The organism is Streptomyces mangrovisoli, from assembly GCF_000974985.2.
GTDB lineage: Bacteria > Actinomycetota > Actinomycetes > Streptomycetales > Streptomycetaceae > Streptomyces > Streptomyces mangrovisoli.
Map to the genome: position 1 here is coordinate 15,823 of NZ_LAVA02000116.1, position 21,358 is coordinate 37,180.

Sequence of the window (21,358 nt, forward strand, 5' to 3'; positions counted from 1 at the left end):
GCCGACGGCCCGGCCCACACGGGGTGGGCCGGGCCGTCGTAGCGGTCGTACTACCGGGGCCGGATCGGACGATCCGGCCCGCGGGCCGTCACGCCTCCGGCGTCTCGCTCGCCGCCGCGGCCTTGCGGGTGCGGCGGCGCGGCTTCGCCTCCGGCTCCGCGGCGGCCTGCGCCGGGATCTCGGCGGGGGCCTCGGTCGTGGCGGCGGTCTTGCGGGTGCGGCGGCGCGGTGCGGTCACCGTGCCCTCGGCGGTGTCCACGGCGGCCTCGGCCGGAGCAGCGGTCTTGCGGGTGCGCCGGGGCTTGGCCTCGGCGGTCTCCGCGGTGTCCACGGCGGTTTCGGCGGCGGCCGCGGTCTTGCGGGTGCGGCGCGGCTTGGTGACGGTGACCTCGGCGGTCTCCGCGGTGTCCACCGCGGCCTCGGCGGGGGCCTCGGTCGTGGCGGCGGTCTTGCGGGTGCGGCGGCGCGGTGCGGTCACCGTGCCCTCGGCCGTGTCCACGGCGGCCTCGGCCGGAGCAGCGGTCTTGCGGGTGCGCCGGGGCTTGGCCTCGGCGGTCTCCGCGGTGTCCACGGCGGTTTCGGCGGCGGCCGCGGTCTTGCGGGTGCGGCGCGGCTTGGTGACGGTGACCTCGGCGGCCTCGGCCGTGTCCACCGCGGCCTCGGCGGGGGCCTCGGTCGTGGCGGCGGTCTTGCGGGTGCGGCGGCGCGGTGCGGTCACCGTGCCCTCGGCCGTGTCCACGGCGGCCTCGGCCGGAGCCGCGGTCTTGCGGGTGCGGCGCGGCTTGGTCGCCGTAACGACCTCGTCGGCGGTTTCGGCCGGAGCCACGACCGTCTCGACCGGGGCGACGACCGTCTCGGCCGGCGCCTCGGGCGCCGTCGCGACCGCGGTCGGAGCGGCCGAAGTGGCCACGGTCTCCGCCGACTTGCGGGTACGGCGGCGACGCGGACGCGCCTCCACGGCCTCGACCGTGTCCACGGCGGCCTCGGCGGCCCCGGAGACGACGGCCTCGGTGACGACGGCCTCGACCGCGGCGGACTCCGTCGCCTGGGCGGCGGTCACCGGCGCGGCGGCCGCACCGCTGCGGGTGCGCCGACGGCGGCGCGGGGTGCGGCGCCCGTCGGTCTCCTCGGCGGCGGTCGCGTCCTCGGTCACCTGGGCCGGCTCGGCGGACGTGGCGTCCAGAGGCGTACCGCCACGCGTGCGGCGGCGACGGCGCTCGCGGGACGGACGCTCACGCTCGCGCTCGGCGGGCCGGGCGTCGTCGCGACCGCCCCGGCCGCCGGAACGCCCGCGCGGGCTGCGCCCGGTCTCGCCCAGGTCCTCCAGCTCCTCCGCCGCGAGCCCGGCGCGCGTACGCTCCGAGCGCGGCAGCACGCCCTTCGTGCCGGCGGGGATGCCGAGCTCCTCGAAGAGGTGCGGGGAGGTGGAGTAGGTCTCCTGCGGGTCGCCGAAGCTCAGCTCCAGCGCCTTGTTGATCAGCTGCCAGCGCGGGATGTCGTCCCAGTCGACCAGCGTGATCGCCGTACCCTTCGCGCCCGCGCGGCCCGTACGGCCGATGCGGTGCAGGTACGTCTTCTCGTCCTCGGGGGACTGGTAGTTGATGACGTGGGTGACGCCCTCGACGTCGATGCCGCGGGCGGCGACGTCGGTGCAGACGAGCACGTCCACCTTGCCGTTGCGGAAGGCGCGCAGCGCCTGCTCGCGGGCGCCCTGCCCGAGGTCGCCGTGGACGGCGCCCGAGGCGAAGCCGCGCCGCTGGAGCTGCTCGGCGATGTCCGCGGCCGTGCGCTTGGTGCGGCAGAAGATCATCGCCAGTCCGCGGCCGTCGGCCTGGAGGATGCGGGCGACCATCTCCGGCTTGTCCATGGAGTGTGCGCGGTAGACGAACTGCTTGATGTTCGCCACGGTCGCGCCCTCGTCGTCCGGCGCGGTGGCGCGGATGTGGGTGGGCTGCGACATGTAGCGGCGCGCGAGGCCGATGACCGCGCCCGGCATGGTCGCCGAGAACAGCATCGTCTGGCGGCGCGCCGGGAGCATGTTGATGATCTTCTCGACGTCGGGCAGGAAGCCCAGGTCGAGCATCTCGTCGGCCTCGTCGAGGACCAGGCACTTGACGTGGCCGAGGTTCAGCTTCTTCTGGCCCGCGAGGTCGAGGAGCCGGCCGGGCGTGCCGACGATCACGTCGACGCCCTTCTTCAGGGCCTCGACCTGGGGCTCGTAGGCGCGGCCGCCGTAGATCGCGAGGACGCGCACGTTGCGCACCTTGCCCGCGGTCAGCAGGTCGTTGGTGACCTGGGTGCACAGCTCGCGCGTGGGGACGACGACGAGCGCCTGCGGGGCCTCGGTGAGCGCCTCGGGCGCGGCGCGGCCGGCCTCGACGTCGGCGGGGACGGTGACGCGCTCCAGGAGGGGGAGGCCGAAGCCCAGCGTCTTGCCGGTGCCGGTCTTCGCCTGGCCGATGACGTCCGTGCCGGAGAGGGCGACGGGGAGGGTCATCTCCTGGATGGGGAAGGGGGTGACGATGCCGACGGCCTCGAGGGCCTCGGCGGTCTCAGGAAGGATTCCGAGATCACGAAACGTAGTCAGGGTGCTGCCTCTTCTGTGTACGCGGCGCGAGGCGAGCGCGGGGCCGGGTCGGACCGTGCTGGGGACATCGGCCGCCTCACGGGCCGGCCGTGGGGGGCCAAGCCGTTCGGCACGGGACCACTGCCGTCGCTCTAGCGCTCTAGCCGCTGAGGGTCCCTCCGGGGTGTCGTACGCGAATGTGCCGTACGGCGCGAAGGGCTGTCAGGTCGGAGCCGATCGGGCCACCGACCGGGCATCCTCATGCGTGCGGCCTGTCGAGGTACGGCTACGTACCAGCAGGCGCATTACCACCATACCCCGGATTCGCGCACACGCGATGGCCGATTTGGTCACGTAGTGGTCGTCACATGGATTCCGGCCGACGTGGGCGCACAGATTGACCAGGGACTTCCCCGACGCGGCGGGCGGGCTATTGTGCGCTCCATGACGACCTCTGACAAGCCTGACAACGCCCCCGAGACGGCCTCGCCCGAGGCCACCGGAGTCGCCGCCCAGGACTGGGCCACGGCCTCCGCCGACCCGCAGTACCACGCCGCGGTCGTGGACCTGCTCGGCGCGCTCGCGTACGGCGAGCTGGCGGCGTTCGAGCGGCTCGCGGAGGACGCCAAGCTGGCGCCGACCCTCGCGGACAAGGCGGAGCTGGCGAAGATGGCGTCGGCGGAGTTCCACCACTTCGAGCGGCTGCGCGACCGGCTCACCGAGATCGGCGAGGAGCCGACGCTCGCGATGGACCCGTTCGTCGCCGCCCTCGACGGCTTCCACCGCCAGACGGCCCCCTCGGACTGGCTGGAGGGCCTGGTCAAGGCGTACGTCGGCGACTCGATCGCCAGTGACTTCTACCGGGAGGTCGCGGCGCGCCTCGACTCCGACACGCGCGAGCTGGTGCTCGCCGTCCTCGACGACACCGGGCACGCCGGGTTCGCCGTCGAGAAGGTGCGCGCCGCGATCGACGCGGAGCCGCGGGTGGGCGGGCGGCTCGCGCTGTGGGCGCGGCGGCTGATGGGCGAGGCGCTGTCGCAGTCGCAGCGCGTGGTCGCGGACCGGGACGCGCTGTCCACGATGCTGGTGGGCGGGGTCGCCGACGGGTTCGACCTGGCCGAGGTCGGCCGGATGTTCTCCCGGATCACGGAGGCTCACACGAAGCGGATGGCGGCGCTGGGGCTCGCGGCCTGAGCGCTCCGCCGGGTTCCGCTGGGTGCCGGGTGGCGCCCGTGCCTTGTCAGTGCCGGTGCCTTGGACGGGGCCGGTGCCTTGACGGGGCCGGTGCCTTCGTTGTCGGGTGCGGGCGCGTCTGGGCTTGTCGCGCAGTTCCCCGCGCCCCTTCGGGGGCGCTGCCCAGCGGGGGTTCACTGGTTGGGGTGGGAGGGGTCACGCCGGCGCTGAGCGCCGGCGGAGTCGCCCCGCGGGGCGCAGCAGCAGTGACAGCGACGCCGAGGACACGACCGCCGCGCCGAGCAGGCAGACGAGGGAGTTGCCGGGGCCCAGCGTGCTGTGGGTGAGGAAGTCGCCGAACAGGGCTCCGGCGACACCGGTGCCGAGCACCAGGAGCCGGGCGGGCAGGCGGTGCGACAGACGGTGCAGCGCGGCGAGGGACAGGACCACGCCGAGCACTGCGGAGCCGAGCACTTCCAGGATCATGTCGGGGTCCCTCCCACACGCCGGCGCTGCACCAGGGTCGTAGCCGGTCATACCCGTGACCTGCGGAATGCAATCCTCCCCTGTGGGCGACTTGTGGTCCTTCTGTGGACATGATCGCGGAGCCGGGCGGACCCGCCGAGAGCAGCGGAAAGGGGCGCGGCAGCCGGATTCCTCCCGGCCGCCACGCCCCTTTCGGTGCTTTTCGTCCCAGCGCCTACGGCTACAGCGCGCCGAAGCCCACCTTGCGCGGCGCGGCCTCACCGAGCTCGACGTACGCCAGGCGGTCGGCCGGGACCAGGACCTTGCGGCCGTGCTCGTCCGTAAGGCTCAGCAGCTGCGACTTACCGGCGAGCGCATCGGCCACCACGCGCTCGACCTCTTCCGCGCTCTGACCGCTCTCCAGAACGATCTCGCGGGGCGCGTGCTGCACGCCGATCTTGACCTCCACGGCTATGTCCCTCCGACGGTCAGTGAGTGCGCGACCTTCCGCGCCGTACTCAGCACACATTAGCCCGGTGAGGGGACGTACACGCTCCGCGCAAGAACGCCACGAGCGAACAGTCCGCGGGAACATTCCCGCGGGCCGCCGCTCCGGCGCGGGCGAGTGCGCGGCGCAGTGCGTGGCGCGGCGCTCGGCGGACGGCGCCCCGCCGCGCGCGGCAGGGCGTGCGGCGGACGCCGCTCAGTGGTGGTCGAGGCCGTGCAGCGGGAAGCCCGCGATGCCGCGCCAGGCCAGCGAGGCCAGCAGCTGCACCGCCTGGTCGCGCGGCACGCTGCGGTCGCTGTGCAGCCAGGAGCGGGCCACCACCTGGGCGAGTCCGCCGAGGCCGGAGGCGAGCAGCATCGACTCGGCCCGCGACAGGCCCGTGTCCTCGGCGATGACCTCGCAGATCGCCTCGGCGCACTCGTTCGTCACCTTGTCGACGCGCTCGCGCACCGCTGGCTCGTTCGTCAGGTCCGACTCGAACACAAGACGGAAGGCGCCGCCGTCGTCCTCGACGTACGCGAAGTAGGCGTCCATGGTCGCCCGCACGCGCTGCTTGTTGTCCGTGGTGGACGCGAGCGCGCCGCGCACGGCCTGGATCAGGGACTCGCAGTGCTGGTCGAGCAGCGCGAGATAGAGGTCGAGCTTGCCCGGGAAGTGCTGGTAGAGCACCGGCTTGCTGACGCCGGCCCGCTCGGCGATGTCGTCCATCGCCGCCGAGTGGTAACCCTGCGCCACGAAGACTTCCTGAGCGGCGCCCAGCAGCTGGTTCCGGCGGGCACGGCGCGGCAGGCGCGTACCTCGCGGGCGTGCTGCCTCTGTCTGCTCGATGGCTGTCACGCCGCCTCCCAAAGTCGTCCACTGCGGTGTGCGCCGCGCGGCCCATCGTACTTTTCGGTAACCGTGGTGTGCGCGGTGCGAGCGCAGAATTTCACGGACCGGACAGCGGACAGATCCGCACAGAAGGTTTCGAACGGCGGCACGTCGGGCTACGAGCCGCGCACCGTTGCTCGGCGGCGCGCCCGCCCCGGGGTCGCGCGCCCGGCTCGCGAAGCCGTCCGGGGCCTCGTGTCAGGCGTGTCGGGCGGGCAGGCGTGCCGGGCGGTCGTCAGCGGTAGTCGTCCTCGTCGAGCGAGACCACGCGGGCCTGCTCCGCGAGGTCGGCCTCGTTGGCGCGGTCCGGGTCCGCGCCGGTCATCGGGTCGTCGCGGTCGGGTGCGAGGACCGTCTGCTGCTCGGCGGCGTCGCCCTCGGGTGCCTCGACACCGACCTCCGTGGCGTCGTCGTCCTCGAACGTCTCGGGGTCGGTGGGGTCGATGGCCATCGTGGGCTCCCTTCCTAGGAACGTCCCTGATGAATGCAGGGGGCCACATACGGGTGCCCTGCGTACGAGCCTAGGAGACAGCCGATCCGGACGCTATGCCATCGGTGCGCGCGTACGGCACGGAATCCGCACGCTCTTTCCCCGAGTCCTCTCGTGTGACGCCCCACACGTGAGTCCTGGCGTGATCGTCTCGTAACATTGCCGCATGTCTTCGACCGAGCTGCCGTCCGTGCCGCCCACCAACGTGCTCCCCGAGCCGGTGGCCGTACGGGTCGGCGAAGGGGAACGGCTGAGGTCGGTGGGGCTGCCGGGGATCACCCTGACGGTCCGTTCACGACCGCCCGCGCGCGAGGGACTGCCACCCGCGCTCTACGTCCACGGCCTCGGCGGTTCCTCGCAGAACTGGTCGGCGCTGATGCTGGAGCTGGAGGGCACCCTCGACAGCGAGGCGCTGGACCTGCCGGGCTTCGGCGACTCGCCGCCCCCGGACGACGGCGACTACTCCGTCACGGGGCACGCGCGCGCCGTCATCCGCCATCTCGACGCCTCCGGGCGCGGCCCGGTCCACCTGTTCGGCAACTCGCTGGGCGGCGCGGTATCGACCCGGGTCGCCGCGCTCCGCCCCGACCTCGTGCGCACGCTCAGCCTGGTCTCGCCCGCGCTGCCGGAGCTGCGGGTGCAGCGTTCGGCGGTGCCGACGGGGCTGCTGGGCGTGCCCGGAGTGGCCGCGCTGTTCACCCGGTTCACCAAGGAGTGGACGGCCGAGCAGCGGGTCCGCGGGGTGATGGCGCTCTGCTACGGCGACCCCGGCCGGGTCACCCCGGAGGCGTTCCGCCATGCTGTGGAGGAGCTCGAACGCAGACTCCAACTGCCTTATTTCTGGGACGCGATGACGCGTTCCGCGCGCGGGCTGGTCAATGCGTACACACTGGGCGGGCAACATGGTCTGTGGCGTCAGGCCGAGCGGGTCCTCGCACCGACCCTGCTCGTCTACGGCGGCCGCGACCAGCTCGTCGGCTACCGCATGGCCCGCCGGGCGGCCCGCTCGTTCCGTGACGCGCGGCTGCTCAGCCTGCCCGACGCGGGACATGTCGCGATGATGGAGTACCCGGACACGGTGGCCACGGCCTTCCGCGAACTGCTGAAGGACACGGACGCCGGGAACGGGAGCGGGCCGAGCGCCCGCACCAGGGGCGGCGGCGAAGCCGACGCGGGCCCCTCCGGCACCATCGACTCGAGGAGCTGAGGGGGGACCGTGGGACGCCACAGCCGCCGTGGGTCGGCCGGCAAGGGCGGCGCCGGGGACAAGGGCGCCGGAGGCAGGAACACCGGAGGCCGGAACGCCGGGGGCAGTAATTCCGGGGGCGCGAACGCCGGAGGCAAGGGTGCCGGGGGCACCGGCGCCGGCCGCCCCGCGCAGCCCCCGGGCGCCACGCGCGGCGCCCCCCGGGGCGGCTCGCCGGGACCGTACGACGGCACCCCCGCGCACGGCACGCCGCGCGTGTCCTACGACGGCACTCCTGCGCACGGCACGCCCCGACCCCCCTTCGACGGCACCCCCGCCCGCGGCACGCCCCGCGTGCCCTTCGACGGCACTCCCGCGCACGGCACCCCCCGCGTCCCCGGCGGCGGCGGTCCCGGGGCCCGCGGCGGCCACCCCGAGCAGTACGAACAGGGTGGCGGCTGGGGCGAGTTGAAGGGTGTGGGCGGTCCCGGGCGGCCCGCCGCGGGGGACGCCTCAATACCGCATCCGCGACGGTCGGCCGCGCCGCCCCGCGCCGCGGGCCGGCCCGGCCCCCGCCAGGACTACCTGGACGCCTTCGACGAACGCGACGCCTCCGGCGGCCGCGAGGACGTCGACGTCTTCGCGCCCCGCGCCCGGGGCGCCGCGACGACCGCCGCGTTCGGGGCGGCGCCGTACGCCCCGGGCGGCCGCGGCGCGGGCACCGGCACGCTGTCCCCGGCCGGCGACGGCGCGGACGACGAGCCCCCGACCGGCCCGCCGGCCCCGGCCAAGGGCGGCAGGGGCCGCGCCTTCACCGGCATCGGCGCGGCCGCCGTCGTCACGGTGCTGGGGATCGTGGTGGCCGTGCAGATGGTCCAGGACCGCGACACGACCACGACCGCGAAGGCGGCGGCCGGCCAGCAGTACGACGCCCGCCGCGCCACCACCGGCACGGTCGGCGTGACGGCCTCGCCGTCGCCGTCGGTCAGCACGCTGTCGTACGACCAGAAGATGGCCGCGAAGTACCCGCTGAGCGCCAAGCTGAAGGGGCCCGGCACGTTCGAGACGGTCCCCGGGCACGCCAAGGCGCCCGGCAAGGGCGAGAAGTTCACCTACCGGGTCGACGTGGAGAACGGGCTCGGCCTCGACGGGATGCTGTTCGCCGAGGCCGTGCAGAAGACGCTCAACGACGACCGCAGCTGGTCCCACGACGGCAAGCGCACCTTCGAGCGCGTCGACTCCGGCGAGACCGACTTCGTGATCACCCTGGCCAGCCCCGGCACCACCGCCGTGTGGTGCGCCAAGTCCGGCCTGGACACCACCGAGGACAACGTCTCCTGCAACTCGTCCGCCACCGAGCGCGTCATGATCAACGCCTACCGGTGGGCCCAGGGGTCCACGACCTACGGCGACGCCATGCACACCTACCGGCAGATGCTGATCAACCACGAGGTCGGCCACCGGCTCGGCTACGAGCACGTCACCTGCGAGAAGGACGGCGAGCTGGCTCCGGTGATGCAACAGCAAACCAAGTTCCTGGACCACGACGGAATCCACTGCTTGCCCAACCCCTGGCCGTATCCGAAGAGTTGACAGCAGCAACTCAGGAACGACTTAGGCCACGTTGACATGTGCCCAAAGTTCATACATATTCATGGCCATGTGGTCTAGTCATGCCGTCGACAGCAGCGCCGCCATCGAGCTGGCGCTCATCGGCGTGACCGCGCTCTGCGTGGCCGACATCCACTGTCGCTGAACGCTCGCCCCCGAGGCGCTCGCGTCGCGATTCCCCCCTTTCCGCCGTGACTTGGGTCACGGCTTTTCCGACGACCGACGCCGGGGCAGACGTCTGCACTGATTCGTCTCACTCCTCGTCCTACCGTCTCGTGATCCGAGACGAACGATCTCTCGGGATGCGTTCGTCCGGCCGGGACGCGCGAGTCAACCCCGAGAGGTCGTCATTCCGATGCGTCAACCGTCCGTCACCCGTGCCCGCGTGGTCACCGTGTCGCTCGCCGTGGCCGTGGCAGCGAGCGCCACCGCCTGCGGTCCGAAGGACAGCGGTGCGGCCGGCTCCGGTGCCGACGCCACGCCCCACAAGGGCGGCACGCTGACCGTCCTGAACGCCAACCCGCAGGCGGACTTCGACCCCGCCCGGCTCTACACCTCCGGCGGCGGCAACGTCCCCTCGCTCGTCTTCCGTACGCTCACCACCCGCAACCGCGAGAACGGTGCGGCCGGCGCCAAGGTCGTCCCCGACCTCGCCACCGACACCGGGCGCCCCAACAAGGACGCCACCGTGTGGACGTACACCCTGAAGAAGGGCCTGAAGTACGAGGACGGCACGGCGATCACCTCGGCCGACATCAAGTACGGCATCGAGCGTTCCTTCGCGCCCGAACTCTCCGGCGGCGCCCCCTACCTGAGGGACTGGCTGGTCGGCGCGGCCGACTACCAGGGCCCGTACAAGGACCCGAAGGGCCTCGCGTCCATCGAGACGCCGGACAGCCGCACCATCGTCTTCCACCTCAACAAGCCCGAGGGCGAGTTCCCCTACCTCGCGACGCAGACGCAGACCACGCCGGTCCCGAAGAGCAAGGACACCGGCACCAAGTACGAGGAGCACCCGGTCTCGTCCGGCCCGTACAAGGTCGTCGAGAACGACAACGACGGCGAGCACCTCGTCCTCACGCGCAACACGTACTGGTCCTCCGCGGTCGACTCCGAGCGCAAGGCGTACCCGGACAAGATAGACGTCCGCTCCGGCCTCGACTCCTCGGTGATCAACCAGCGGCTGTCCGCCTCCCAGGGCACGGACGCCGCCGCCGTCACCACGGACACCAACCTCGGCCCGGCCGAGCTCGCCAAGGTGACCGGAGACAAGGAGCTCGCCTCCCGCGTCGGCACCGGCCACTTCGGCTACACGAACTACCTCGCCTTCAACCCGAAGGTGAAGCCGTTCGACAACCCCAAGGTGCGCGAGGCGATCTCCTACGCCATCGACCGCTCGTCGGTGATCAACGCGGCCGGCGGCTCCTCGCTCGCCGAGTCCGCCACGACCTTCCTGCCGAACCAGAAGTCCTTCGGCTACAACGCCTACGACCTCTTCCCCGCCGGCGCCACCGGCAACGCGGCGAAGGCCAAGGAGCTGCTGAAGGAGGCCGGGTACCCGAACGGGCTGACCATCACCCTGACCCACTCCAACAGCAAGGACTTCGAGACCAGCCCGGAGATCGCCACCGCCGTGCAGGACGCCCTGAAGAAGGCCGGCATCACGGTCAAGCTCCAGGGCCTGGAGTCCAACGACTACTCCGACACCGTCCAGAACGTGAAGACCGAGCCGGGCTTCTTCCTCGCCCACTGGGGTGCCGACTGGCCCTCCGGCGGTCCCTTCCTGGCCCCGATCTTCGACGGCCGTCAGATCGTCAAGGACGGCGCGAACTTCAACAGCGGCCAGCTGAACGACAAGTCGGTCAATGACGAGATTGACGCGATCAACAAGTTGACCGACCTTGACGCGGCCGCCCAGCGCTGGGGTGCACTGGACAAGAAGATCGCCGGCGAGGCCCTGACCGTCCCGCTGTTCCACCCCGTCTACAAGCGCCTGTACGGCAAGGACATCAAGAACGTCGTGATCAGCGACTGGACCGGTGTCCTCGACATCTCCCAGGTCGCGGTCAAGTAGTGGACACGGTCATCAATCCGATCAATCGGATCAATTCTTTCAATACGGTCAACGCGGTCAACATGGTCAATCTGTCATGAGTGAAGCAGCCTTGTCGGCCGCCACGGCCGCCGGGACGGACCCCTCCGTCCCGGCGGTCTCGGGGGCCCGTCTGTTCTGGCGGCGGCTGCGCACGCAGCGCGCCGCCCTCGTCGCGGCGGCCGTCGTCGCCCTGCTCGTCCTGGTCGCGCTCGCCGCGCCGCTGCTCACCGCCATCGAGGGCCAGGACCCCACCACCTACCACCCCTCGCTCGTCGACTCCGCGCGCGGCGGCGTGCCCATCGGCCCGTTCGGCGGCGTCAGCGGCGCCCACTGGCTCGGCGTCGAACCGCAGACCGGCCGCGACCTGTTCGCGCGGCTCGTCTACGGCGCCCGCGTCTCCCTCGGCGTCGCCCTCGCGGCGACCCTCGTCCAGGTCGCCCTGGGCGTGCTCGTCGGCGTCGCGTCCGCGCTCGGCAACCGCTGGGTCGACCAGATCCTCAGCCGGCTCAGCGACATCATCGTCGCGATGCCGCTGATGATCATGGCGCTCGCCCTGCTCGCGATCGTGCCGAACGGCTTCCCCCGTCCGGTGCTGGTCGCCCTGGTCATCGGGCTGATCGCCTGGGGCTCCATCGCGAAGATCGTGCGCGCCCAGACGCTCACCCTCAAGGAGCTCGACCACGTCTCCGCAGCCCGGCTCAGCGGCTGGAACACCTGGCAGATCGCCCGCCGCGAGCTGCTGCCCGGCATCGCCGCGCCCGTCATCACCTACGCGGCGCTGCTCGTCCCGGCGAACATCACCGTCGAGGCGGCCCTGTCCTTCCTCGGCGTCGGCGTGAAGCCCCCGACCCCGTCCTGGGGCCAGATGCTCACCTCCGCGAACGTCTGGTACCAGGCCGCCCCGCAGTACCTGCTGCTCCCCGCGGGCGCCCTCTTCGTCACCCTCGTCGCGCTCACCGTCCTCGGCGACGGCGTGCGCACCGCCCTGGACCCGCGCAGCGCCTCCCGCCTGCGCGTCGGCACGGGCCGCAGGAACGAGACCAAGGCGGCCGACGCGCAGGGCGGTTCCACGCCGAGCGGCGCGAGCGGCTCCACCGCTCCCACCGCTCCCACCGCCCCCACCGTCCCCGCCCCGTCCGTCCCGACCGGATCCACGCCCGCCGCAGGCGGTTCCACCGCCGGGAAGGAGGGCCCGGCATGACCGGCTTCGGCAGCTTCGCGCTGCGCCGTCTCGTCGGCGCCGTCGTCACCCTGTTCGCCATCTCGGTGATCATCTACGTCGTCTTCTACGCCACCCCCGGCAACGTCGCCCAGATCACCTGCGGCCCGCGCTGCTCGCCCGCCCAGGTCCACCAGGTCGCGCAGCAGCTGCGGCTCGACGACCCCCTGTGGTCCCGGTACTGGCACTTCCTCGAAGGCATCGTCGTCGGCCAGGACTACTCCACCGGCACCTCGGTGGCGCACTGCTCCGCCCCCTGCCTCGGGCTGTCGTACCAGACCGGCCAGCAGGTCACCCAGATCATCCTCACCAAACTCCCGGTCAGCCTCTCGCTGGTGGCAGGCGCGATGGTGATCTGGCTGGTCCTCGGCGTCGGCACCGGTGTGCTCTCGGCCTGGCGGCGCGGCCGCCCCACCGAGCGCGCGTTGACCGCGGTCACCCTCGCCGGCCTGTCCACCCCGGTCTTCGTCATCGGACTCGTCCTGATGATCGTCGTCTGCGGCCAGCTGCAACTGCTGCCGTTCCCGCAGTACGTCGCCCTCACCGACGACCCCGAGCAGTGGGCGTGGAACCTGCTGCTGCCCTGGCTGTCGCTGGCGCTCGTCGAGGCCGCCGTGTTCACCCGGCTGACCCGCGCCTCGATGCTGGAGACGCTGGCCGAGGACCACATCCGCACCTTCCGCGCCTACGGCGTCGGCGAGCGCTCGATCGTCGGCAGGCACGCCCTGCGCGGCGCCCTCGCGCCCGTCATCGCCCTCAACGCCAACGACGTCGGCTCCGCCGTCGGCGGCGCCGTGCTGACCGAGACCCTCTTCGGGCTCCCCGGCATCGGCCAGGAACTCGTCCACGCGGTGAGCGTGGTCGACCTGCCGGTGGTCGTCGGCATGGTCCTCGTCATCGGATTCTGCGTGGTCATCGCCAACGCCGTCGCGGACGTGCTGTACGCGGTGGCCGACCGACGGGTGGTACTCGTATGAGCCTCGTGGAAGTCACCGGCCTCACGGTCGGGTTCGGGTCGCTGAAGGCCGTCGACGGGCTGTCGTTCCGGCTGGAGCGGGGCGGCGCCCTCGCCCTGGTCGGCGAGTCCGGCTCCGGCAAGTCCACCGTCGCCTCCGCCCTGCTGGGCCTGCACCGGGGCACCGGGGCACGGGTCGGCGGCTCGGTCCTGGTGGCCGGCACCGACGTGGAGCGGGCCACCGACGAGGAACTGCGGCGGCTGCGCGGCGGCACGGCGGCCATGGTCTTCCAGGACCCGCTGTCCGCCCTCGACCCGTACTACGCCATCGGCGACCAGATCGCCGAGGTCCACCGCGTGCACCACCGCGTGTCGCGCCGTGCCGCCCGCGCGCGGGCGGTCGAGGTGCTGGACCGGGTCGGCATCCCCGACGCCCGCCGCCGCGCCCGCTCCCGCCCGCACGAGTTCAGCGGCGGCATGCGCCAGCGCGCGCTCATCGCGATGGCGCTGGCCTGCGAGCCCCAGCTGCTGATCGCCGACGAGCCCACCACCGCGCTGGACGTCACCGTCCAGGCCCAGATCCTCGACCTGCTGCACACGCTGCGCGAGGAGACCGGCATGGGGCTGCTGCTCGTCACCCACGACGTGGGAGTCGCCGCCGAGAGCGTCGACGAGGTACTGGTCATGCGGCACGGCCGCGCCGTCGAGCACGGCCCGGTCGGCACGGTCCTCGGGGCGCCGCGGGCGGCGTACACCCGTGAACTGCTCGGCGCCGTACCGCGCGTGGACGCCCCGCGCGCCGTCCCCGGACAGGCCGGCGACGAGATCGTCCTGGAGGCGACCGGCCTGCGCCGCGAGTTCGGGCGCGGCAAGCGCAGGTTCGCCGCCGTGGACGACGTCTCCCTGACCGTCCGGCGTGGCGAGACCCTCGGCATCGTGGGGGAGAGCGGCAGCGGCAAGACCACCCTGGGCCGGATGCTCGTCGGCCTGCTCGCGCCGACGCAGGGCGCGGTCCGCCACGACGGCCGCCCGCACACCGGCGTGAACCCGGCCGTGCAGATGGTCTTCCAGGACCCCGTCTCCTCCCTCAACCCCCGCCGCAGCGTGGGCGAGTCGATCGCCGACCCGCTCCGCGCGCGCGGGGAGCGCGACGAGGCGCGCATCCGGGGGCGCGTACGCGAACTCCTGGAGCGCGTGGGGCTCGAAGGGGCGCACTACGACCGCTATCCGCACGAGTTCAGCGGCGGACAGCGCCAGCGCGTGGGCATCGCGCGGGCGCTCGCGGCGGACCCGCGCGTCATCGTGTGCGACGAGCCGGTCTCCGCGCTGGACGTCACCACCCAGGCCCAGGTCGTCGCCCTGCTCGGCGAGCTCCAGCGCGAACTCGGGCTCGCGCTCGTCTTCGTGGCGCACGACCTCGCCGTGGTGCGCCAGGTCTCGGACCGGGTCGCGGTGATGCGCCGCGGCCGGATCGTCGAGGAGGGTCCGGCCGACGAGGTGTACGAGTCCCCGAAGGACCCGTACACCGAGCAGCTGTTGGCCGCGGTGCCCGCCCTCGATCCGCAGGCCGCAGCCCGGCGCCGGACGGCCCGCCGGGAACTGGCGGCGTGACGCCGTCCCACCCGGGTGATGTCACGTTGCGCGACCGGATGAACCGCTAGCGCGACGAAACGTCACCCGCACCGGAAAGTTACGACCGTTCACCCCTTCTGGTGGTGCGACGGACAACCGTCCGTCGCGCCACCCTCCAGTCCGCATACGTTCGTCCCGCTGTGAGTCGTCGGGTCAACGGCGGCTCCCCGGACGGGAGATCGGGGGTGCGCTCGTGCGCATCGGACTGCTTACGGAGGGTGGCTATCCGTACGTGAGCGGTGACACCAGGCTCTGGTGCGACCGGCTCGTGCGCGGGCTCGGGCAGCACGAGTTCCACGTGTACGCGCTGAGCCGCAGCGAGCGCCAGGAGGACGAGGGCTGGGTCCCGCTGCCGCGCCAGGTCAACCGGGTGCGTACGGCGCCGCTCTGGGGCCCGGGGCACGCGTCGCGCGCGTACGGGCGCCGCGCGCGCCGGCGCTTCGCCGAGCACTACGCGGAGCTGGCGGCGGTGTTGTGCGCGGCACCGGAGCGCGCGGACGCGGGGCCGGACGGTGTGGGCGCCGGGGCGGGTCGCGCGGGCGTCGCGTTGGACGGTAGGCACGTCGGGGCGGGTCGTGCGGGCGGTCGGCAGGAGCGCGTGGGGGAACACGGCCGGGGCGGCAGCACGAGCCACGAGGCGGACCGTTTCGCCAACGCGCTGTACGGGCTCGCCGAACTCGCCCGGGACGAGGGCGGACTGAGCGGCGCACTCCGCTCCGACAGCGCCGTCCGTGCGCTGGAGCGCGCCTGTCGCGCGCCCAGTGCGCTGCGCGAGGCGCGCACGGCGCACGTGCCGGAGCTGCTCGCCGTCGCCACGCACATCGAGCGCGCCCTGCGCCCCCTGTCCCTCGACTGGCACGAGGACGACGGCCTCGGTGCGGTCGACCTGTGCCACGCGACCTCCGGCGGCACCGCCGCCCTGCCCGGACTCCTCGCCGAACGGTTCCTCGGCATCCCGCTCCTGATCACCGAGTACGGCGTCCACCTGCGCACCCACCATCTCGCGCACGCCGGGGCCGCCCCCGCCGTCCGCGCCCTGCTCGCCGCCTTCCAGGGCAGGCTCGCCGCCGAGCTCTACCGGCGCGCCGCCCTCGTCACCCACGCCAACGCGCACGCCCGCGGCTGGCAGGAGCGCGGCGGCGCGGACCGCGCCAGGCTGCGCACGGTCCACCCGGGCCTGGACGCCTCCCGCTTCGCCGAGGTCGGCGACCGCGCGGACGGCGGCGACCCGGCCACGCTCGTCTGGGTCGGCCGGGTGGAGCCCACCAAGGACCTCGTCTCGCTGCTGCACGCCTTCGCCGAGGTCCGCAAGGAGGAGCCCAAGGCGCGGCTGCGCATCGTCGGCGCGCCGGCCGGCCCCGAGGGGGAGGCGTACCTCGGACACTGCCGGGCCCTCGCCGCCCAGCTCTTCCCCGACGAGGCGGACGGCGCGCACTGCGTCGGCGACAACCCCGTCTCCTTCGAGGAGGTCGGCGGCCCCGACCTGCCGACCGTCGCGGAGGCGTACGCCGCGGGCGCGGTGACCGTCCTGTCGAGCGTCGTCGAGGGCTTCCCGCTCGGGCTGATCGAGGCGATGCTCTGCGGCCGCGCGACGGTGTCCACCGACGTCGGCGCCGTGGTCGAGGCGATCGGCGGCACCGGTCTGGTCGTACCGCCGCGCAACCCGCGGGCGCTCGCGGAGGCGTGCGTGGCGCTGCTGCGCGACCCCGAGCGCCGTGCGCGCCTGGGCGCCGCCGCGCGGGCCCGCGCGCTCGAACTGTTCACCGTCGAGCAGAACATCACGGCATTTCACGGCATTTACCTGGAGATCGTCGCGCACAGCCCGGTGCGCCGGGTGGTACTCGGCCGCACCGGTGCGCCGCTGCCGTTCGCCGCGCCCGCCGAGGGCCATGTCCCCGGCCACTGGGCCGGACCCGCCGGCCGTGTCGTGGCCCGCGGCGGCCCGCGCGGGGGAGCGGTGACCCCGTCCTGGGCGCAGACCACCTCCCTCGCCACGACGGAGGCGACACGATGACCGACCTCGGCGACCTCGACCGCCCCGACGCCTCCGGCGCGGGCCGCGACGGCTTACGGCACCGGGGCGCTCCCACGGCCCCGCCCCCGGGCCGTCCCACCCCGGCCGGGACCCCCACGGCGGGGACCCCCACGGCCGGGACCCCCGCGGCTGTCGGTACCTCCACGGTCGCCGGTACCCCCGTGACCGCGGGCGCCGACCGCCTCACGGCCGCCGGTCACGGTTCTCGCACCGGCACTCGGACCGGCACTCTGACCGGTACGCGGACCGGCACTCGGGTCGACTCTCGCGTCGGCGTCGCGAGCCCGGCCGTCCCCGGCGAGGGGCCCGCAGCGCACCGGCGCCGAGGCGCCGCCGACCCCGTGAAGACGCTGATGCACCGGCACCGGGACCTGTGCGAGCGCGCCGTGGACCCGCTGGAGATCGCGGCCGGGCTGGAGGCCCACGGCCTCACCGACCGCACCGCCGCCCGCTTCCGCCACCGCGACGTCTTCTCCCTCGCCGAGGAGATCTACGCCCGCGTCCCCCGCGACACCGAACCGCCCCTGCGCCCCGCCGGAAACCCCGCGGACTCCCCGCCCCCGGCCCTCCGCGCCCACGTCGCACGGGTCCTGCTCACCCTGCTGCCGGGCCTGCTCTGCGCGGCGACCGTCGGCGCCGTGCGCCTCACCCACGGCCAGCCCCATCTGGCGGCGGCCCTCGCCGGCGCCCTCGCCGTGACCGCCGCCGCCCACGCGGCCCTGGGCAGCGGCCCCCTGGGCACACCGCCCGGCGCCGCCGCCCACCCCTCGCGCCTCGCCACCCCCGTCTGGACGTACTGGCTCCTCGGCTACGCCCTGCTCGGCGACGCCCTGCTCGCCGCCGTACTGCGGCACAGCCCCGGCACACCGGACGCCGGTGCCGTGCAGGGCGTCTGGTCCCTGGCCACGGCCCCCGTCCTCGCCCTGACCCTGGCCCTCGCCCCGGCGACCTGGTGCGCCCACCTCTTCACCGGCCGCGCCGCCCGCAGACTCGAGGCAAGCCGGGGCCTCGCGGAGTTCACGGCGGGCGTACGGCCGCTGCTGCTCGGCACGTTCGCGCTGTTCCTGAGCGCGCTGGCGGCCCTGCTCGCGGGGTGCGCCGCCGTGCTCGGCGAACCCGCCCCCTACGCCCAGACCCTCGCCCTCGGCGCCCTCCTGCTGCCGGCCCGCCTGCTCGTCGTCCACGGCCGCGCCCGTGCCGCGGGGGCCGCCCTCGGCGCCGCGGTCCTCGCGGAGGCCGCCGCGCTCGCCCTGCCCCTCAGCGGCAGGCTGCCCGGCTGCGCCTTCCTCGCCACGCCCGTCGAGTCACTCGTGGACAGCGGTGGTCCGGGGATCGTCCCGGTGCTGGCCTGCGGGGCGGCGGCGCTCTCCCTGCTGATCCACGCGACCCGCGCGCTGGCCACCGCGTCGGCGCACGCCCGCCCCGTGAAATCGCCGTGACCCCACCGGCCGGCCCACGGCCCCGCGCGGCCGTGACAGGCCGTCGCACCGGTCCCGAGAAACCGTTCTTCCGAAGGAGCACATCACCATGACCACCTCCCGATCCGGACTCTCCGGAGCATCCGGAACCGCCGGAGCGCACACCCCGGGAGCCGCACGATGAGGGTCCTGCTGATCGGAGCCAACGGATACCTCGGCCGGTTCGTCGCCGACCGCCTGCTCGCCGACCCGGCCGTCCAGCTCACCGCGCTGGGCCGCGGCGACGACGCCGACGTCCGCTTCGACCTCGCGTCCGGCAGCCCCGGCGCCCTCACCCGCTTCCTCGACGCCGTCCACCCCCAGGTCGTCGTCAACTGCGCGGGCGCCACCCGCGGCGGCGCCCGCGACCTCACCCGGCACAACACCGTCGCCGTCGCCACCGTCTGCGAGGCCCTGCGGCGCAGCGGCTGCGGCGCCCGCCTGGTCCAGATCGGGTGCAGCGCCGAGTACGGGCCCAGCCAGCCCGGTTCCTCCACCGCGGAGGACGCCGTCCCGCGCCCCGGCGGTCCCTACGGCGTCAGCAAGCTCGCCGCCACCGAACTGGTCCTCGGCTCCGGTCTCGACGCCGTCGTGCTGCGCGTCTTCTCCCCGGCCGGGCCCGGCACCCCGGCCGGCTCCCCGCTCGGCCGGCTCGCCGAGGCCATGCGCCGCGCGATGCAGTCCGGCGACGGCGAGCTGAAACTCGGCGGACTCGGCGCCCAGCGCGACTTCATCGACGTCCGTGACGTCGCCCGCGCCGTGCACGCCGCCTCCCTGTCCGCCGCGCAGGGCGTGATCAACATCGGTTCGGGCCGGGCCGTCCGCCTGCGCGACGCGGCCTCCGTGCTGGCCCGCGTCGCCGGCTACGGCGGCGCGCTGCACGAACTCGACGGACCGCCCGGACCCCTGCGGGCGTCCATCGGGCATCCCCGCACCGACCCCGACCATGTGCCGCCGGTCGCCTATCCGTACCCCGACGGCTGCGGCAGCTGGCAGCAGGCCGACGTGCGCACCGCACGCGACCGGCTCGGCTGGCGGCCGCGGATCAACCTCGAAGAGTCCCTCGCCGACATCTGGATGGAGGCGGCATGCCGCATCTGACCGGCGCCCACGTGGGCACCGCGCACACCGACGTCCGCACCGGCCTCGGCGTCCCCGGCTTCGCACACCCCCTCCTCGCGCCTGCCGAATGGGCCGAACTCACCCGCCCCGGCCCCCCGTTGCACTGGGTCGTCCTCAACGTCGCCGCCGGACCCGGATGCCGTCCCGACCCCTACTGCCTCGACGCCGGCGCGCGACTGTCCGACGCGGGCGTCCGCGTCCTCGGGCACCTCGACGCCGACCGTGCCGGGCGCGGCTTCACCGAACTGCTCGCCGAGGCCGAGCGCTACGCCGACTGGTACCGGGTCGACGGCTTCCTGGTGGACCACTGCCCCACCGAACGCTCCGCGCTCCCCGAGATCCGGCGCGTCGTGAGCACCCTGCGCACCCTGCTCGGCGGCGCCCATGTCGTCCTCGGCCACGGCGCCCACCCCCATCCCGGCTACACCGAGGTCGCCGACCAACTGGTCACCTTCGACGGGCCGTGGAGCGAGTACCGCTGGTCGCAGGTGGCCGAGTGGACCGCCGAGTATCCGCCCGACCGGTTCTGCCACTTCGTGCACGGCGTGCCCCGGGGCCATCTCGACGAGGCGCTGCGCATCGCCCGCTGGCAGGGCGCCGCCACCGTCTGGTTCACCGACCGCGCGGCGCACGGCGGCTACGCGGACCCGTGGGAGGCCATGCCCGGCTACTGGGACGACATCGTCTCGCGGATCGGAACAGGTGTCTCGGAATGAAGATGGCCATGGCACTGTTACAGGGAGAACAACTGTAGTGATAGACCGACCAACGGAGTCCCCGTGTCGTTGCCACCCCTGGTGGAGCCCGCTTCTGAGCTCACCGTAGACGAGGTCCGCAGGTACTCCCGCCACCTGATCATCCCCGACGTCGGGATGGACGGGCAGAAGCGGCTGAAGAACGCCAAGGTGCTCTGTGTGGGCGCCGGCGGCCTGGGCTCGCCGGCGCTGATGTACCTGGCCGCCGCGGGCGTCGGCACGCTCGGCATCGTGGAGTTCGACGAGGTCGACGAGTCGAACCTCCAGCGGCAGATCATCCACAGCCAGGCCGACATCGGCCGCTCCAAGGCCGAGTCCGCCCGCGACAGCGTCAAGGGCATCAACCCGTACGTGAACGTGATCCTTCACGAGGAGCGGCTCGAGGCCGACAACGTGATGGACATCTTCAGCCAGTACGACCTGATCGTCGACGGCACCGACAACTTTGCGACCCGCTACCTGGTCAACGACGCCTGCGTGCTGCTGAACAAGCCGTACGTGTGGGGCTCCATCTACCGCTTCGACGGTCAGGCCTCCGTCTTCTGGTCCGAGTACGGCCCCTGCTACCGCTGCCTCTACCCCGAGCCCCCGCCGCCGGGCATGGTCCCCTCCTGCGCCGAGGGCGGCGTCCTCGGCGTGCTGTGCGCGTCGATCGGCTCCATCCAGGTCACCGAGGCCATCAAGGTCCTCACCGGCGTCGGTGAGCCCCTGGTCGGCCGCCTGATGATCTACGACGCCCTGGAGATGCAGTACCGCCAGGTGAAGGTCCGCAAGGACCCGAACTGCGCGGTGTGCGGCGAGAACGCGACCGTCACCGAGCTCATCGACTACGAGGCCTTCTGCGGCGTCGTGTCCGAGGAGGCCCAGGCGGCGGCCGCCGACTCCACGATCACTCCCAAGCAGCTCAAGGAGTGGATCGACGAGGGCGAGAACATCGACATCATCGATGTCCGCGAGCCGAACGAGTACGAGATCGTCTCCATCCCGGGCGCCCGGCTGATCCCGAAGAACGAGTTCCTCATGGGCACCGCCCTGGAGGCGCTCCCGCAGGACAAGAAGATCGTCCTGCACTGCAAGACCGGGGTCCGCAGCGCCGAGGTGCTCGCCGTGCTGAAGTCCGCGGGCTTCTCGGACGCCGTGCACGTGGGCGGCGGCGTCATCGGCTGGGTCAACCAGATCGAACCGAGCAAGCCGGTCTACTGAGTTCCGGCCCGTCCTG

At 73.4% G+C, this 21,358-nt stretch carries 18 protein-coding genes; 13 read left to right on the plus strand and 5 right to left on the minus strand.

Annotated features, from left to right (window positions below):
- Positions 1–88: 88 nt before the first annotated feature.
- Positions 89–2,497 carry a DEAD/DEAH box helicase gene (locus WN71_RS35955; protein WP_046591227.1) on the minus strand — a complete coding sequence of 803 codons (2,409 nt, stop codon included), beginning with the start codon at positions 2,495–2,497 and terminating at the stop codon, positions 89–91.
- Positions 2,498–3,010: 513 nt separating this feature from the next.
- On the opposite strand from WN71_RS35955, the gene WN71_RS35960 reads away from it, so the two are divergent.
- The gene (locus tag WN71_RS35960; protein WP_206300234.1) at positions 3,011–3,760 is read left to right on the plus strand and encodes a ferritin-like fold-containing protein; all 750 of its coding nucleotides are present in this window, start codon (positions 3,011–3,013) and stop codon (positions 3,758–3,760) included.
- Between the two features lie 195 nt (positions 3,761–3,955).
- Here WN71_RS35960 and WN71_RS35965 read toward each other — a convergent pair whose 3' ends face one another.
- From WN71_RS35965 to WN71_RS35980, 4 genes are all read right to left on the minus strand, one after another.
- Positions 3,956–4,225 (minus strand): hypothetical protein, encoded by a 270-nt coding sequence (locus tag WN71_RS35965; RefSeq protein ID WP_046591225.1) that lies wholly within the window; start codon positions 4,223–4,225, stop codon positions 3,956–3,958.
- Positions 4,226–4,445: 220 nt separating this feature from the next.
- Complete coding sequence (locus WN71_RS35970; RefSeq protein ID WP_046591224.1) at positions 4,446–4,673, minus strand: DUF3107 domain-containing protein; 228 nt, start codon at positions 4,671–4,673, stop codon at positions 4,446–4,448.
- Between the two features lie 234 nt (positions 4,674–4,907).
- A complete protein-coding gene (locus tag WN71_RS35975; protein ID WP_046591223.1) occupies positions 4,908–5,549 on the minus strand; it encodes a TetR/AcrR family transcriptional regulator in 642 nt (213 codons plus the stop codon).
- 268 nt (positions 5,550–5,817) lie between these two features.
- Positions 5,818–6,033, minus strand: coding sequence for a hypothetical protein (locus WN71_RS35980; protein WP_046591222.1), 216 nt, complete (start codon positions 6,031–6,033; stop codon positions 5,818–5,820).
- 205 nt (positions 6,034–6,238) lie between these two features.
- Here WN71_RS35980 and WN71_RS35985 point away from each other — a divergent pair, with 205 nt between their 5' ends.
- The 12 genes from WN71_RS35985 to moeZ all read left to right on the plus strand — a co-directional run bounded on the left by WN71_RS35985 (position 6,239) and on the right by moeZ (position 21,342).
- On the plus strand, positions 6,239–7,279 hold the full coding sequence (locus WN71_RS35985) for an alpha/beta fold hydrolase (RefSeq protein WP_046591221.1): 1,041 nt from the start codon (positions 6,239–6,241) through the stop codon (positions 7,277–7,279).
- 9 nt (positions 7,280–7,288) lie between these two features.
- Entirely contained in the window at positions 7,289–8,851 is a 1,563-nt protein-coding gene (locus tag WN71_RS35990) for a DUF3152 domain-containing protein (protein ID WP_046591220.1), read from the plus strand.
- Positions 8,852–8,918: 67 nt separating this feature from the next.
- A complete protein-coding gene (locus WN71_RS43385; RefSeq protein WP_338058722.1) occupies positions 8,919–9,014 on the plus strand; it encodes an Ms4533A family Cys-rich leader peptide in 96 nt (31 codons plus the stop codon).
- A 210-nt stretch (positions 9,015–9,224) separates the two neighbouring features.
- A complete protein-coding gene (locus WN71_RS35995; protein WP_046591219.1) occupies positions 9,225–10,943 on the plus strand; it encodes an ABC transporter substrate-binding protein in 1,719 nt (572 codons plus the stop codon).
- 76 nt (positions 10,944–11,019) lie between these two features.
- Positions 11,020–12,165, plus strand: a complete 1,146-nt coding sequence (locus WN71_RS36000) for an ABC transporter permease (RefSeq protein ID WP_079178384.1) — start codon at positions 11,020–11,022, stop codon at positions 12,163–12,165.
- On the plus strand, positions 12,162–13,160 hold the full coding sequence (locus tag WN71_RS36005; RefSeq protein WP_046591218.1) for an ABC transporter permease: 999 nt from the start codon (positions 12,162–12,164) through the stop codon (positions 13,158–13,160). The genes WN71_RS36000 and WN71_RS36005 overlap by 4 nt, the downstream gene beginning before the upstream one ends.
- Positions 13,157–14,749, plus strand: coding sequence for a dipeptide ABC transporter ATP-binding protein (locus WN71_RS36010; protein ID WP_046591217.1), 1,593 nt, complete (start codon positions 13,157–13,159; stop codon positions 14,747–14,749). The genes WN71_RS36005 and WN71_RS36010 overlap by 4 nt, the downstream gene beginning before the upstream one ends.
- Before the next feature lie 214 nt (positions 14,750–14,963).
- Positions 14,964–16,784, plus strand: coding sequence for a DUF3492 domain-containing protein (locus WN71_RS36015; RefSeq protein WP_046591216.1), 1,821 nt, complete (start codon positions 14,964–14,966; stop codon positions 16,782–16,784).
- Between the two features lie 362 nt (positions 16,785–17,146).
- Positions 17,147–18,244, plus strand: a complete 1,098-nt coding sequence (locus WN71_RS36020) for a hypothetical protein (RefSeq protein WP_046591233.1) — start codon at positions 17,147–17,149, stop codon at positions 18,242–18,244.
- A gap of 159 nt (positions 18,245–18,403) precedes the next feature.
- Positions 18,404–19,363, plus strand: coding sequence for an NAD-dependent epimerase/dehydratase family protein (locus WN71_RS36025; protein ID WP_046591215.1), 960 nt, complete (start codon positions 18,404–18,406; stop codon positions 19,361–19,363).
- Complete coding sequence (locus tag WN71_RS36030) at positions 19,351–20,100, plus strand: spherulation-specific family 4 protein (RefSeq protein ID WP_046591214.1); 750 nt, start codon at positions 19,351–19,353, stop codon at positions 20,098–20,100. The genes WN71_RS36025 and WN71_RS36030 overlap by 13 nt, the downstream gene beginning before the upstream one ends.
- Positions 20,101–20,163: 63 nt before the next feature.
- Positions 20,164–21,342 carry an adenylyltransferase/sulfurtransferase MoeZ gene (gene moeZ, locus WN71_RS36035; protein WP_046591213.1) on the plus strand — a complete coding sequence of 393 codons (1,179 nt, stop codon included), beginning with the start codon at positions 20,164–20,166 and terminating at the stop codon, positions 21,340–21,342.
- Positions 21,343–21,358: the final 16 nt, after the last annotated feature.